A 15,020-nucleotide genomic window follows, 5' to 3' on the forward strand; every position below is an offset into this window, starting at 1 on the left:
GCCGCCAGAGGCGGCTCGGGACATATTAGTTACCGGCCTCACCGATACGCTCAGCCTGCTGCAGGTTCTCTTTGGTGATCAGCGTCGGCGGGTAGTCGGCCCCGGTGATGGCTTTCTTCTCGCGCACGTTGGCCACCAGCTGGCTCATCGCCGTCTGCACCGCAAAGCCCGGGCGCTGATCCGCCGTTACCGCCAGCCAGCCGTCGCGCACGCGGGCCAGCGCTTCCGGCACCGCATCAAACCCGGTCACGAGGATTTCGCCCGGCTTCACGCCCTGGCTCTGCAGCGCTTCAATCGCGCCCAGCGCCATATCGTCGTTGGCGGAGAGGATCACCTGCGGACGTTTCGGCAGCGAAGGCAGAACGCTTTCAACGATGCGCATTCCTTCAGAACGCATCCAGTTGCCGGTCTGATCGGCGACGATCTTGTACTTATCCCCGCCCGCCTTCAGGCTGTCGCGGATCCCTTTGGTGCGTTCAATGTTGGAAGAGGAGCCCGGCTGACCGGTGAGGAGAATAATATCCGCGCCGTCGGGGAATTTGGTTTTAACGAAGTCGCCAACCGCCTGGCCGCCCTTGTAGTTGTTGGCGCCGAAGTGCGGCACTTTCTTCTGGCTGTCGACGGAGCGGTCAAGGGTGACGATCGGCAGCTTCGCATCCTGAATCTCATCCACCGCGCTGGAGACCGCGTTCACGTCGTTCGGGGAGACGATAAATCCCTGCGCCCCGCGGGTGATGGCGTTTTCCAGGTCAGCTACCTGCTTCGGCGAGCTGCCCTGCCCGTCCAGCACCTGAAGCTTCACGCCCATCTCTTTTGCGGCTTTCACCGCCGTGCGCTGCATGTGAACTTCAAACGGCATGGCCAGGTTTGGCGTACTGAAAACAATTTGCTCGTTTTCGGCGAGGGCGGCCCCGGACGTCATGGCGATGAGGGCGGCTACGATCAGTTTTTTCATTATTATGTCTCTCTGTGTAGGGTTGTTGTGTTTAGAGGACGATCTCGCGCTGGCTGCGCAGTGACTCCAGCGCTTTATCCGCAAGGTACAGCGCACGTTCACCATCATCGCCGCTGCAGTCAGGCACCGCTTCGCCGCGCAGGACCGCAACAAAGTGTTCCCATTCCGCGGCGTAAGCGGATTTGTAGCGCTGCAGGAAGAAGTGTTCCGGCAGCGCGCTGGTGCAGCCCTGTTTGCCGTAGTGCTGCACCTGGTTTTCCAGAATGTTGCCCGCGCACAGCAGCCCTTCGGAGCCGTGCAGCTCCAGGCGCTGGTCGTAGCCGTAAGATGAACGGCGGCTGTTGACGATGGTCGCCATCGCGCCGGAGGCATATTTCAGAACGATAAACGCGGTATCGATATCCCCCGCCTCGCCAATCGCCGGATCCACCAGGTTACTGCCCTGGGCATACACCGACACCGGCTCTTCGCCCATGATGAAGCGGGCCATGTCAAAGTCATGAATGGTCATATCGCGGAACATGCCGCCGGAGACGCGCACGTACTCCGCAGGCGGCGGAGACGGGTCGCGGGAGATGATGAGCAGCGATTCCGGTTTGCCGATGCGCCCGGCCTGCGCGTCGGTTTTCACGCGGCGAAACTGCGGGTCAAAGCGGCGGTTAAAGCCGATGAACAGCGGCACGTCGTACTCTTTGACCACCTTCAGGCAGTCGCGCACGCGGGCGAGGTCAAGGTGTACCGGCTTTTCGCAGAAGATGGCCTTGCCGTGGCGGGCGGCCATTTCAATCAGATCCGCGTGGGTGTCGGTGGCGGAGGCGATCAGCACGGCGTGAACGTTAGGGTCGGTCATCGCCTCACTCAGGCTCTGCTGACGGGCCTGATACTGCGCGGCGAGACGGGTGGCAAATTCCTGATTCGGGTCAACCACGGACCAGAGCGTGGTCGCGCCGTGGCTGGCAATGTTAGCTGCATGTACCTGGCCGATTCGGCCAGCGCCCAGTAAAGCAATGTTAAACATAACGGCTCCCGGTGTTGGTGAATGCTGTGAACTAACGACTCTATAAATAAAACATTTATTTCATTTTTATAAATAGTGAAAATTATGTTTTTGAGTGCGGGTTAACACTTTTGAGATGAATGAGATAAATTTTGTTATCAATCTCACAACATGAGTGAGCGTGCGGCAACTCCCCTCACCCCGGCCCTCTCCCCAATGGGGCGAGGGAGAAAAGCGCGCACCAAACTATCCCCTCTCCCCTTTGGGGAGAGGGTTAGGGTGAGGGGAAAATGAAATGAAAATTTCGTTACGAAGAGAAAACTCAATACTGGCGGGCTTTTTTCACCTGCGCCTGCGTTTGCTCAGCGGCCTCACGCACGGCAGACGACGCCGCCACCTGCGCATCACCGGTTCGCCACCAGGAGGCGTAGTCGTGTGTCATGGTCTTCGGCAGCACCTTGATGTCCAGCAGCGTCGGGCCGGGATGCGCCCGCGACGCCTCCAGCGCCGCCAGCAGGCTTTGCTCATCGTTCACCCGCCACGCGCGGCAGCCGTAGCTTTCCGCGTTTTGCGCAAAGTCGACCTTCACCAGCGGCCCGTCAAGCCGCCCGGTTTCCGGGTTGCGCCGACGGTTTTCCGTGCCAAAGCTGCCCATGCCGTGCCCCATCTGCAGGTTGTTAATGCAGCCGAAGCTGGCGTTATCAAACAGCAGAACGGTGACCTTAATGCCCTCCTGAACGGCGGTTTGCAGCTCGGAGTGCAGCATCATGTAGGAGCCATCCCCCACCATGGCGTACACCGGCTGCTCGGGTCTGGCGAGCTTCGCGCCGATGGCCGCCGCAATCTCGTAGCCCATGCAGGAGTAGCCGTACTCCAGGTGATAGCTGTCCGGCGTTTTGACCTGCCAGAGGCGCTGTAAATCCCCCGGCAGCGAACCGGCCGCGCCCACCACGATGGCGCTATCTTCAATATGCTGGTTGATCAGCCCCAGCACCCGCGTCTGGGTCAGGCGGGTGTTGAGCGTCTCGCCGTATTCCGCCAGCTGCGCATCCAGGTGCCCCGCCACTTCGGGCGCGTCGTCAGGACGCCACTGGCGGTCCCACAGGCGGCGGCACTCGTCGCGCCAGGCGGACTTCGCCTGAGCGATCGCCTCTCCCCAGCCGCTGCGGTAATCCCCGAGCGCGTGGGTCAAGGCCTGGAGCCCGGTTTGGGCATCGGCAATCAGCGCGGTGGCGTCCAGCTTCAGGGCGTCAAACTCGGCCACGTTCAGCAGCAGAAACTCAACGTCCGGGTGGGAAAAGAGCGCCTTGGAGCCGGTGGTAAAATCGGTAAGGCGCGTGCCGACGCCAATCACTAAATCGGCCTGCGGCGCGAGCTGGTTGGCGGCCATTCCGCCCGTCACCCCTATGCCGCCCAGGTTAAGTGGGTGGTCACTTACCAGCGCTCCCTTTCCGGCCTGGGTTTCGGCAAACGGCAGCCGCAGCGTTTCGACAAATTCGCGAAACGCCTCATGCGCGCCGGAATAGCGCACGCCGCCGCCGCACACCACCAGCGGACGACGCTTGCGGGCGATCAGCGCCCGCGCCCGCGCCAGACGCTGCGGATCGGGCGGACGGCGTTCGATGTGATGCACGCGACGCGCGAAGAAGCTCAGCGGGTAGTCCCAGGCCTCTCCCTGCACGTCCTGCGGCAGGCAGATGGTCACCGCGCCGGTATTGACGGGGTCAGTAAGCGTTCGCATCGCGCTTAGCATTGCGCTCATCAGCTGCTCGGGACGGTTGATGCGGTCCCAGTAGCGGGAGACCGGACGGAAGCAGTCGTTGGTGCTGATGCTGAGATCGTGATACTGCTCGATCTGCTGCAGCACCGGGTCCGGCTGGCGGCTGGCGTAGATATCGCCCGGCAGCAGCAGGAGCGGGATGCGGTTTGCCGTGGCGGTGGCCGCCGCGGTCACCATATTGGCGGCGCCCGGCCCGACGGAGGAGGTGACGGCAAAAATGCGCTGACGGCGGTGCTGTTTGGCGAATCCCGTCGCCATATGGGCAATTCCCTGCTCGTTGCAGCCCTGCATCACCTGCAGATGGCCCGGGTCCTGCTCCAGCGCCTGGCCGATACCCAGCACGTTGCCGTGCCCAAAGATGGTGGCCACGCCCTCCACGAAGGGCGTTTCGTTGCCGTCCACGCTGACGTACTGTTGATTGAGGAACCGGACCAGCGCCTGGGCCATGGTCATACGTTCGGTTTGCATAAAACCTCCTGTCAGCCCAGCGTCGGCATGGAGAACGCAGCGCCTGTCTCCTGCTGCATTTCCGGCCAGCGCGCGGTGATGGTTTTCATTCGGGTGTAGAAGCGCACGCCGTCGCTGCCGTGAACGTTGAGCGCGCCAAAGATGGAACGCTTCCAGCCGCCGAAGCTGTGGAACGCCATCGGCACCGGGATCGGCACGTTGACGCCCACCATGCCCGCCTGCACCTCTTCGCAGAAGCGGCGCGCGCAGCCGCCGTCGCGGGTGAAGATCGCCGAACCATTACCATATTCATGGCGGTTAATCAGATCCACCGCGCTGGCGTAATCTGCTACGCGCACCACAGAAAGCACCGGGCCGAAGATCTCTTCTTTATAGATGGTCATCTCCGGAGTGACGTTATCGAACAGCGTCGGCCCGACGAAGTAGCCCTGCTCGTGGCCCTTCACGCTGAAGCCGCGACCGTCCACGCGAAGTTTCGCTCCCTGCGCTTCCCCGCTGTCGATGTAGCCCAGCACCTTGCTGCGGTGTGCGGAGGAGATGAGCGGCCCCATTTCGTTTTCCGGCGACTGGTCCAGACCCGGCCCCACGCGCAGCGCGGCAATCTGTTTCTCCAGCCGGGCGCAGAGGTCATCGGCAGTTTTATCCCCCACCGCCAGCACCACCGAGAGCGCCATGCAGCGTTCGCCCGCCGCGCCGTAGGCCGCGCCCATGATGGCGTTGGTCGCCATCTCCATGTCGGCGTCCGGCATCAGGATGCAGTGGTTTTTCGCGCCGCCCAGCGCCTGGCAGCGCTTTCCGTGGGCGGACGCGGTCTGGTAAATGTATTCCGCAATCGGCGTGGAGCCGACAAAGCTCACCGCCTGCACGCGCGGGTCGGTCAGGAGCACGTCAACGGACTCCTTATCGCCCTGCACCACGTTGAACACGCCGTCGGGCAGCCCGGCCTCTTTCAGCAGCTGCGCCAGCGCGAGCGCCAGAGAAGGATCTTTTTCCGACGGCTTCAGCACGAAGGTGTTGCCGGTCGCCAGCGCAATCGGGAACATCCACATCGGCACCATCGCCGGGAAGTTAAACGGCGTGATCCCGGCGCAGACGCCGAGCGGCTGCATCAGCGAGTGGCTGTCGACGCCGGTACCGACGTTCGCAGAATGTTCACCCTTTTGCAGATGTGGGATGCCACAGGCAAACTCCACCACTTCCAGGCCGCGTGTCAGTTCGCCCACCGCGTCGGAGAAGACCTTGCCGTGCTCTTCGCTGATGATGCGGGCCAGGCGCTCCATGTTCTCTTCCAGCAGCGCCTTGAAGCGGAACATCACGCGCGCGCGCTTAAGCGGAGCATGGCGCGCCCACGCCGGAAACGCCTGCTGCGCGGCGGCAATCGCCTGCTCCGTTTCCTGCGCCGTACTCATCACCACCTGGCGGATCTGCTCGCCGGTGGCCGGGTTGAAGATCGCCTGAACGCGCTGGCCTGAACCGGTGACACATTCGCCGTGAATAAAATTCGCTACCGTCTCCATCCTTAACCTCTCGCTGTTGATACGTGACTGTTAACTGAACACTGTGTACTGAACACTATATATGAAACAAATATTCCATTTTAAGTTGAAATAAAATAAATGATGATTATTGTGATCAAGGATGGATTTTTATGTTAACAGCCAACAACACTGACGCAGCGTGCGCTATTAAGGGATTTCGGGCGAGGAAATGACTGAAGTTTCTGTTTCATTTTTGCTGCCAGATGGATGGCCGACATTTAAAAGACGCGGTTTTGCGTTTAGAATCATAAGACTGTATTTGGGGGATAACATGACGACAGCAACCAGCCTGAACGAACTGCAGCAGCAAATCCGCGATCGCTACGATAGCCTGAGCAAGAGGCTGCAGCAGGTCTCCCGCTACGTGCTGGATAACACCAACAGCGTGGCCTTTGATACGGTTGCCGTCATTGCCGAGCGCGCCGACGTGCCGCCCTCGACGCTGATCCGCTTTGCCAACGCCTTTGACTTCACTGGCTTCAACGAAATGAAACAGCTGTTTCGCATGAACCTGGTGGAGGAGACCGCCAGCTACAGCGACCGCGCGCGGCTATTTCGCGAGATGGAGAGCGAGGCCGTGCCGGAAACGCCGCTCGATATCCTGCAGGAGTTTGCCCGCTCGAACGCGCAGGCGCTGCAGCAGCTGGCCGCCCGCGCCGAGCCGGAGATGCTGGAGCGCGCGGTACAGCTGCTGGCCGACGCCGACACCATCTACATCGCCGGACTGCGTCGATCCTTTAGCGTCGCCGCGTACCTTACCTATGCCCTGAGCCATCTGGAATGCCGCCCTATCCTGCTCGACGGCATGGGCGGGATGCTGCGCGAGCAAATCAGCCGCATTAAGGCGCGCGACATCGTGGTGTCGATCAGCTTCTCGCCGTACGCGGAAGAGACGGTGATGGTCAGCGAAACCGCCGCCAGCGTCGGCGCGCGGCAGATTGTGATTACGGACAGCCAGATAAGCCCGCTGGCGACGTTCAGCGAACTCTGCTTTGTGGTGAAAGAGGCGCAGGTGGATGCGTTTCGGTCACAGTCGGCAACGCTGTGCCTGGTGCAGTCGCTGGTGGTGGCGCTGGCGTATCGGTTGGGAGAGGGGAAGTAAGGCAATAAAAAACCCCCCTGCACAGGCAGAGGGTTTGGTTGTTAATTCAGCGGGAAATTATTCCCACTCAATCGTAGCCGGTGGCTTACCGCTGATGTCATACACCACGCGGGAAATACCGTTCACTTCGTTGATGATGCGGTTAGACACGCGCCCTAAGAAGTCATACGGCAGGTGCGCCCAGTGCGCGGTCATGAAGTCGATGGTTTCCACCGCACGCAGGGAAACAACCCAGTCGTACTTGCGGCCATCGCCCATCACACCGACGGAGCGAACCGGCAGGAACACGGTGAACGCCTGGCTTACCTTGTTGTACAGGTCAGCTTTGTGCAGCTCTTCGATGAAGATCGCGTCCGCGCGACGCAGCAGGTCGCAGTACTCTTTCTTCACTTCGCCCAGCACGCGCACGCCCAGACCCGGACCCGGGAACGGGTGACGGTAGAGCATGTCGTACGGCAGACCCAGTTCCAGACCGATCTTACGCACTTCGTCTTTGAACAGCTCGCGCAGCGGTTCAACCAGGCCCATCTTCATCTCTTTCGGCAGGCCGCCCACGTTGTGGTGAGATTTGATGACGTGTGCTTTACCGGTTGCGGAGGCCGCAGACTCGATCACGTCCGGATAGATGGTGCCCTGCGCCAGCCACTTCACGTCTTCCAGCTTCAGCGCTTCTTCGTCGAACACTTCTACGAACACGCGGCCGATGATCTTACGTTTCGCTTCCGGATCGTTCTCGCCTTTCAGCGCGTCCAGGAAGCGCTGCTCGCCTTCCACGTGAACAATGTTCAGACCGAAGTGGTCGCCAAACATGTCCATAACCTGCTGGGCTTCGTTCAGACGCAGCAGACCGTTGTCCACGAAGACGCAGGTCAGATTTTTGCCGATGGCGCGGTGCAGCAGCATCGCGGTTACGGAGGAGTCCACGCCGCCGGAAAGGCCGAGGATCACTTTGTCATCGCCAACCTGCTGGCGGATACGCTCAACGGCGTCGTCGATGATTTTTGCCGGGGTCCACAGGGCTTCACACTGGCAGATGTCGCGAACGAAGCGCTCCAGCATGCGCATACCCTGACGGGTGTGGGTCACTTCAGGGTGGAACTGCACGCCGTAGAAACGTTTTTCTTCGTTCGCCATGATGGCAAACGGGCAGCTTTCGGTACTGGCAACGGTCACGAAGTCAGACGGGATGGCGGTGACTTTGTCGCCGTGGCTCATCCACACGTCCAGCAGCGGTTTGCCGTCTGCGGTCAGGGAGTCTTCGATACCGCGCACCAGCGCGCTGTCGGTGACGACTTCTACCTGTGCGTAGCCAAACTCGCGCTCGTTAGAGCCTTCTACGTGGCCGCCCAGCTGCATTGCCATGGTCTGCATGCCGTAGCAAACGCCGAATACCGGCACGCCAGCTTCGAACACGTACTGCGGCGCGCGCGGGCTGTTCTCTTCGGTGGTACTTTCCGGGCCGCCGGACAGGATGATGCCGCTTGGATTGAATTCGCGAATCTGTGCTTCCGTGACATCCCACGCCCACAGCTCACAGTAAACGCCCAGTTCACGTACGCGACGCGCCACCAGCTGAGTGTACTGAGAACCGAAGTCCAGGATGAGAATGCGATGTTTATGAATGTTTTCCGTCATTGACGCTAATTCCGAGGCAAGTGAAACAAAAACAGAGCGCCCGGCAGAAGCCGGGCGCGGAAACTTATCAGGAGCCCAGACGGTAGTTCGGGGACTCTTTGGTGATCGTCACGTCGTGAACGTGGCTCTCCTGGATACCCGCACCGCTGATGCGTACGAATTCCGCTTTAGTACGCAGCAGGTCAATGGTACCACAGCCGGTCAGACCCATACAGGAGCGCAGGCCGCCCATCTGCTGGTGAATGATCTCCTTCAGACGGCCTTTATAGGCAACGCGACCTTCGATACCTTCCGGTACCAGTTTGTCAGCGGCGTTATCGGTCTGGAAGTAACGGTCAGAGGAGCCTTTGGACATCGCGCCCAGGGAGCCCATACCGCGGTAAGATTTGTAAGAACGGCCCTGGTAGAGTTCGATTTCACCCGGGGATTCTTCGGTACCGGCCAGCATGGAGCCTACCATTACGGCAGCTGCGCCCGCGGCGATCGCTTTGGCGATATCGCCTGAGAAACGGATACCGCCGTCAGCGATAACCGGAATACCGGTGCCTTCCAGCGCTTCAACCGCGTCAGACACGGCGGTGATCTGCGGAACGCCCACGCCGGTGACGATACGGGTAGTACAGATGGAGCCAGGGCCGATACCTACTTTCACCGCGCTGCAGCCAGCGTCAGCCAGCGCGCGAGCGCCTGCGCCAGTGGCCACGTTACCGCCGATGATCTGCAGATCAGGGTATTTGGCACGGGTGTCGCGAATACGTTGCAGAACGCCTTCGGAGTGGCCGTGAGAGGAGTCAATCAGCAGGACGTCAACGCCCGCAGCAACCAGAGCGTCAACGCGCTCTTCGTTACCGGCGCCAGCGCCAACCGCAGCGCCAACGCGCAGACGGCCATGCTCGTCTTTACAGGCGTTAGGCTTACGTTCTGCTTTCTGGAAATCTTTAACGGTGATCATGCCGCGCAGGTGGAAGCTGCTGTCAACAACCAGCGCTTTTTCAACGCGTTTTTCGTGCATTTTTGCCAGCACCACGTCGCGGGTTTCACCTTCGCGAACGGTAACCAGACGCTCTTTTGGCGTCATGTAGACGCTGACAGGCTGGTTCAGGTCAGTCACGAAACGCACGTCACGACCGGTGATGATACCGACCAGTTCGTTCTCTTCGGTCACCACCGGGTAACCGGCAAAGCCGTTACGTTCGGTCAGGGCTTTCACTTCGTGCAGCGTGGTGGTTGGCAGAACGGTCTGTGGGTCAGACACGATGCCGGATTCATGTTTCTTCACGCGGCGAACTTCTTCCGCCTGACGTTCGATAGACATGTTTTTGTGAATAAAGCCAATGCCACCTTCCTGTGCCAGGGCGATAGCCAGGCGCGCTTCAGTCACGGTGTCCATTGCCGCAGAGAGCATAGGAATGTTCAGGCGAATGGTTTTCGTCAACTGCGTGCTGAGATCGGCAGTATTCGGCAGAACAGTGGAGTGAGCGGGAACGAGGAGGACGTCGTCAAACGTCAGTGCTTCTTTAGCGATACGTAGCATGGGCAATATCTCTGACCTGGGTGGTTAAATATTGCCGTGGCATTATACAGAGCGTAACCGATTGCATCTACACTTTTTTATAAAAAAGCTTGCGATTGCCTCTCAGCAGGTTACTATCGACTGAATAACTTGCTGATTTAGAATTTGATCCCGCTCACATGTTATCCTCTCAATCCCCCTCAATTTATACCGTCAGCCGCCTGAATCAGACGGTGCGTTTGCTGCTTGAGCAGGAAATGGGGCAGGTCTGGATCAGCGGTGAGATCTCTAACTTCACGCAGCCGTCCTCCGGTCACTGGTACTTTACCTTAAAAGACGACACCGCCCAGGTGCGCTGCGCGATGTTCCGCAACAGCAACCGTCGCGTGACGTTTCGTCCTCAGCACGGCCAGCAGGTTCTGGTTCGCGCCAATATCACTCTGTATGAACCGCGCGGCGATTATCAGATCATCGTCGAGAGCATGCAGCCTGCGGGCGAAGGCCTGCTGCAGCAGAAGTATGAACAGCTAAAAGCCAGGCTCTCTGCCGAAGGGCTGTTCGACCAGCAGTACAAAAAACCGCTGCCCTCCCCCGCCCACTGCGTTGGGGTCATCACCTCGAAAACCGGTGCGGCACTGCACGATATTTTGCACGTGCTGAAGCGTCGCGATCCTTCCCTGCCCGTCATCATCTACCCGACCGCCGTTCAGGGTGACGATGCTCCGGGCCAGATAGTTCGCGCCATTGAGCTGGCGAACGCCCGTCAGGAGTGCGACGTATTAATCGTCGGGCGCGGCGGCGGCTCGCTGGAAGACTTGTGGAGCTTTAACGACGAGCGCGTGGCGCGGGCAATCTTTGCAAGCCTGATCCCCGTGGTAAGCGCCGTCGGCCACGAAACGGACGTAACGATAGCCGATTTTGTCGCGGATCTGCGCGCGCCTACGCCGTCCGCGGCGGCGGAAGTGGTCAGCCGGAACCAGCTGGAGCTGCTGCGTCAGATTCAGAACGGCCAGCAGCGTCTTGAGATGGCGATGGACTACTTCCTTGCCAACCGTACCCGCCGCTTTACCCAGCTTCATCATCGTCTTCAGCAGCAGCACCCGCAGCTGCGTCTGGCGCGTCAGCAGACCGTGCTGGAGCGCCTGCGTCAGCGCATGAGCTTTGCGGTGGACGCGCAGCTCAAGCGCGCGGTATCGCGCCAGCAGCGCGTAACCCAGCGCCTGAATCAGCAGAACCCGCAGCCGAAAATTTATCGCGCGCAAACGCGGATCCAGCAGCTGGAGTATCGTCTGGCGGAAACTGTCCGGGCGCGCCTGAGCACCACCCGCGAACGTTTTGGCAATGCGGTGACCCATCTTGAAGCGGTCAGCCCCCTCTCCACGCTGGCGCGCGGCTATAGCGTGACGACGGCGACGGACGGCAAAGTGCTGAAGCAGACCAAACAGGTGAATACCGGCGATGTGCTGACGACGCGTCTTTCCGACGGCTGGGTAGAAAGCGAAGTGAAATCAATTAAACCGGTGAAAAAGACGCGTCAGCGTAAAACCGGATAATTCCTCGCCGGTTACTTACTATACTGCTGCTATTCCCTTTTTTAATAAGGAGAGCAGCATGCCCCATCTTCATAGCGTTATTCCACCTTATATTCTTCGTCGTATTATCGAAAGCGGTTCCGAGCCGCAGCAGCGCTGTGCCCGTCAGACCTTAACCCACGTCCAGACGCTGATGGCCCACATGCCCGGCAAACCCGCCGCGCCACACGTGAATAAAGCCGGACAGCTGGAGCGCGATATTTACGACGCGAAGCATACCCAGGAGCTGCCGGGTACCCAGGTGCGTTACGAAGGCCAGCCATCGAACGGCGATGTGGCGGTGGATGAAGCCTACGATTATTTAGGTATTACCCATGATTTCTTCTGGAAAGAATATCAGCGCGATTCGCTCGATAATAAAGGGCTTATTTTGACCGGCACCGTTCACTATGGCCGGGAATATCAGAACGCCTTCTGGAACGGTCAGCAGATGGTATTTGGCGACGGCGACGGGGAAATATTTAACCGCTTTACCATCGCCATCGACGTGGTAGCGCACGAGTTGAGCCACGGCGTGACCGAGACCGAAGCCGGGCTTATCTATTTTGAACAGTCGGGCGCGCTGAACGAGTCTCTGTCGGACATGTTTGGCTCGCTGGTTAAACAGTACCATCTGAAGCAAACCGCAGATAAGGCTGACTGGCTCATTGGTGAAGGGTTGCTGGCGAAAGGGATTAACGGCAAAGGGCTGCGCTCAATGTCTAAACCCGGCACCGCCTATGACGATCCCCTGCTCGGCAAAGACCCGCAGCCTGCGCACATGAAAGATTTCATTAAAACGCGCGAGGATAACGGCGGCGTGCACCTGAACTCCGGCATCCCCAACCGGGCATTTTATCTGGCCGCTACGGCGATCGGCGGCTACGCCTGGGAAAAAGCGGGTTATGCCTGGTACGACACGGTTTGCGATCGCAAACTGGCGCAGGATGCGGATTTTGAGGCCTTCGCAAAGCTGACGATCGCGCACGGAGAGAAACGCTCCGGCAGCGACGCTGGTGCGGCCATTAAACAAGCCTGGGAACAGGTGGGAGTGTTGTAAATGCAGGTTCCGGAACTGACGGATGACGCCGTGGTTGAGCTGGCCCGGGAAGGCGGCGTCGCTTTTATTCCCAAGCTGAGCGGACAGCGCACCATCGCGCTCTCCTCGCTCAATGAGGCCCAGCGCCAGCGCCTGGTGAGCATCCTGGAGCAGGCTTTTCCACGCGGTCAGCCGCCGGGGCAAGCCTCTTCACCCGGCAGCGGCGACCAGCGCTATTTCCGCATCCAGATTATCTGGACCGGGCAAAATCAGGCGCACTACGCCGATATCATCGTGCTGGTGCCCGAGCAGGAAGCCCCCGAGTCGCTGGTCGAGCTGTGGCAGAAAGGCGAAGGCTGCGTCTGCGATTAACCTTCGGCCCGAACAAACTCCACGCGTTTTTTAGAGATAAGACCGTGGCCGTTCTGGCAGAAATAGTCCACCGCACCGCAGGCTTTTAATACCTGGAGCGGCTGATGGCACTCCGGGCAGCGGGCTTCAAGCGCAATATCTTTATTACAGCTGTCGCAGTGCGCTACCCCGTTCTGGGGCTCCAGCGGTGCCTGGCATTCCGGGCAGGTAATCGACATATTCTCTCCTGTTGGGTTTTACCGGGGCATAACGCCGCCCCGGCAAGACCGAGCTTTATGAGGCGTTAGCAGCCGGTTTAGTCTGCGCATTTTCCAGCATGCGGCGCACCGGAACAATAAGGACGATCAGTACCGCGGCACAAATCAGCAGCGCGATGGAGCAGCGAGCGAAGAGATCCGGCAGCATATCCAGCTGGTCGGCCTTCACGTGGCCGCCAATCAGCCCCGCAGCCAGGTTACCCAGCGCGCTGGCGCAGAACCACAGCCCCATCATCTGGCCGCGCATTCTTTCCGGCGCAAGCAGCGTCATGGTCGCCAGGCCAATCGGACTCAGGCACAGTTCGCCGAGCGTCAGCATCAGGATGCTGCCCACCAGCCAGAACGGCGACACGCCCGCTCCACCGCTGCTCAGCACGTTCTGTGCCGCCAGCATCATCAGGCCAAAGCCTGCCGCCGCGCACAAAATACCAATAACGAACTTGGTGATGCTGCTCGGACGAATGTTTTTGCTCGCGAGCTTCGGCCATGCCCAGCTAAACACCGGTGCCAGCAGGATGATGAACAGGGCGTTGATTGACTGGAACCACACCGCCGGGATTTCAAAATCGCCAATCATGCGGTTAGTGTAGTCGTTGGCAAACAGGTTAAACGAGGTTGGCTTCTGCTCAAACGCGGACCAGAAGAACGCCGCTGAAATCAGCAGAATAAAGCAGACCAACAGCCTGGCGCGCTCTTTACGGTTCAGCCCCGCAAAGACAAACAGATAAATAAAGTAGAGGGCAACGGACGCCGCAATCACGTAGACCAGCACGCTGGCTACCGCGACCGGGTTAATCACAATCACGCCCTGCGCAATCAGCGTCACGATCGTTGCCACGCCAGCCGCCAGCGCCAGCAGCCAAACGCCCACGCCGTTACGCTTCACCACCGGGCTGTTCCAGGTAGAGTCGAGGCCGACTTCGCCGTCATAGCGTTTCATTGCCGGAACGGCAAACACGCGGAAGATAATCAGCGCCACCAGCATCCCGATACCGCCTATACCAAAGCCCCAGTGCCAGCCGTGGGTTTTGATCAGCCAGCCGGAAATCAGCGGCGCGATGAACGAGCCCATGTTGATGCCCATATAGAACAGCGAGAAACCGCCGTCACGACGCGCGTCGCCTTTTTTATACAGGGTGCCGACCATCACCGAGATACAGGTTTTGAACAGCCCTGAGCCAAGCACGATGAACATCAGGCCGATAAAGAACAGGTTGTTCCCCATCACCGCAGAGAGCGCGATCGACAGGTGGCCGAGCGCAATCAGGATCGAACCGTACCAGACGGCTCTCTGCTGACCGAGCCAGTTATCGGCCAGCCACCCGCCCGGCAGCGCGGCCAGGTACATGGTACCGGCAAAGATACCGACAATCGCCGAGGCGTTTTCACGCGCCAGGCCCATCCCACCGTCATAGACGGTGGCGGCCATAAACAGGATCAGTAACGGACGAATGCCGTAAAATGAGAAACGCTCCCACATCTCGGTGAAGAACAGGGAACCGAGCGGATACGGATGGCCGAAGAACGTTCGGCTCTCTTTTTGATTAACAGTGGATTGCATAATTCTCCCGAAAGGTATGTCGTCGTGCTTGTAAACACCAGCAGGTACGCCGGCCAGTTACGTATCTGGCCGATTTTTTACATGCGGCGAAAAGTTAGTTAACCATTTGATAACCAGGCGCTAGTTTTGTCTAGTACCAGACCCTGGACTTTAAGATGAAAATTCGACGATTGTCTACTTTCTTAGATTTAAACTTGGTTAATAGTGAATAGTGATTGACTTCACACAGAGA

Annotated in this window: 12 protein-coding genes; 4 read left to right on the top strand and 8 right to left on the bottom strand. The window is 59.3% G+C overall.

Going from position 1 to position 15,020, the window contains the following annotated elements; genetic code table 11:
• Positions 1–25: 25 nt before the first annotated feature.
• The 4 genes from HB664_RS19810 to HB664_RS19825 all read right to left on the bottom strand — a co-directional run bounded on the left by HB664_RS19810 (position 26) and on the right by HB664_RS19825 (position 5,717).
• Entirely contained in the window at positions 26–955 is a 930-nt protein-coding gene (locus tag HB664_RS19810) for a substrate-binding domain-containing protein (RefSeq protein WP_033146190.1), read from the bottom strand.
• Positions 956–986: 31 nt separating this feature from the next.
• Positions 987–1,973, bottom strand: a complete 987-nt coding sequence (gene iolG / locus HB664_RS19815; protein ID WP_182931053.1) for an inositol 2-dehydrogenase — start codon at positions 1,971–1,973, stop codon at positions 987–989.
• Between the two features lie 301 nt (positions 1,974–2,274).
• Positions 2,275–4,200: a 3D-(3,5/4)-trihydroxycyclohexane-1,2-dione acylhydrolase (decyclizing) gene (iolD, locus tag HB664_RS19820; RefSeq protein WP_219940084.1), complete on the bottom strand. Its 1,926-nt coding sequence runs from the start codon at positions 4,198–4,200 to the stop codon at positions 2,275–2,277.
• 11 nt (positions 4,201–4,211) lie between these two features.
• Entirely contained in the window at positions 4,212–5,717 is a 1,506-nt protein-coding gene (locus HB664_RS19825) for a CoA-acylating methylmalonate-semialdehyde dehydrogenase (RefSeq protein WP_023308791.1), read from the bottom strand.
• Positions 5,718–6,009: 292 nt separating this feature from the next.
• Between HB664_RS19825 and HB664_RS19830 the strand changes: the two genes are divergently transcribed.
• The gene (locus tag HB664_RS19830; protein ID WP_219940085.1) at positions 6,010–6,840 is read left to right on the top strand and encodes a MurR/RpiR family transcriptional regulator; all 831 of its coding nucleotides are present in this window, start codon (positions 6,010–6,012) and stop codon (positions 6,838–6,840) included.
• 57 nt (positions 6,841–6,897) lie between these two features.
• Here the strand turns inward: HB664_RS19830 and guaA are convergent, their stop codons facing one another.
• Positions 6,898–8,475, bottom strand: coding sequence for a glutamine-hydrolyzing GMP synthase (guaA, locus tag HB664_RS19835; protein WP_006811514.1), 1,578 nt, complete (start codon positions 8,473–8,475; stop codon positions 6,898–6,900).
• Between the two features lie 67 nt (positions 8,476–8,542).
• A complete protein-coding gene (gene guaB, locus HB664_RS19840; RefSeq protein ID WP_023333022.1) occupies positions 8,543–10,009 on the bottom strand; it encodes an IMP dehydrogenase in 1,467 nt (488 codons plus the stop codon).
• A gap of 158 nt (positions 10,010–10,167) precedes the next feature.
• Here guaB and xseA point away from each other — a divergent pair, with 158 nt between their 5' ends.
• Genes xseA through HB664_RS19855 form a run of 3 tightly spaced genes read left to right on the top strand, consistent with a single transcriptional unit; the run spans position 10,168 to position 12,970 of the window.
• A complete protein-coding gene (gene xseA / locus HB664_RS19845) occupies positions 10,168–11,541 on the top strand; it encodes an exodeoxyribonuclease VII large subunit (RefSeq protein ID WP_039263732.1) in 1,374 nt (457 codons plus the stop codon).
• A gap of 58 nt (positions 11,542–11,599) precedes the next feature.
• On the top strand, positions 11,600–12,619 hold the full coding sequence (locus HB664_RS19850) for a M4 family metallopeptidase (RefSeq protein WP_219940086.1): 1,020 nt from the start codon (positions 11,600–11,602) through the stop codon (positions 12,617–12,619).
• Positions 12,620–12,970 carry a protealysin inhibitor emfourin gene (locus HB664_RS19855; protein WP_006811517.1) on the top strand — a complete coding sequence of 117 codons (351 nt, stop codon included), beginning with the start codon at positions 12,620–12,622 and terminating at the stop codon, positions 12,968–12,970.
• Here the strand turns inward: HB664_RS19855 and HB664_RS19860 are convergent.
• Both HB664_RS19860 and HB664_RS19865 read right to left on the bottom strand, forming a co-directional pair.
• Positions 12,967–13,188 (bottom strand): zinc ribbon domain-containing protein, encoded by a 222-nt coding sequence (locus tag HB664_RS19860; protein ID WP_023308796.1) that lies wholly within the window; start codon positions 13,186–13,188, stop codon positions 12,967–12,969. The two genes, HB664_RS19855 and HB664_RS19860, sit on opposite strands and share 4 nt — an antisense overlap.
• A gap of 55 nt (positions 13,189–13,243) precedes the next feature.
• The gene (locus tag HB664_RS19865) at positions 13,244–14,788 is read right to left on the bottom strand and encodes a peptide MFS transporter (RefSeq protein ID WP_029741661.1); all 1,545 of its coding nucleotides are present in this window, start codon (positions 14,786–14,788) and stop codon (positions 13,244–13,246) included.
• Between the last annotated feature and the right edge of the window lie 232 nt (positions 14,789–15,020).

The organism is Enterobacter sp. DNB-S2, assembly GCF_019443845.1.
Taxonomy (GTDB): Bacteria; Pseudomonadota; Gammaproteobacteria; order Enterobacterales; family Enterobacteriaceae; genus Enterobacter; species Enterobacter asburiae_B.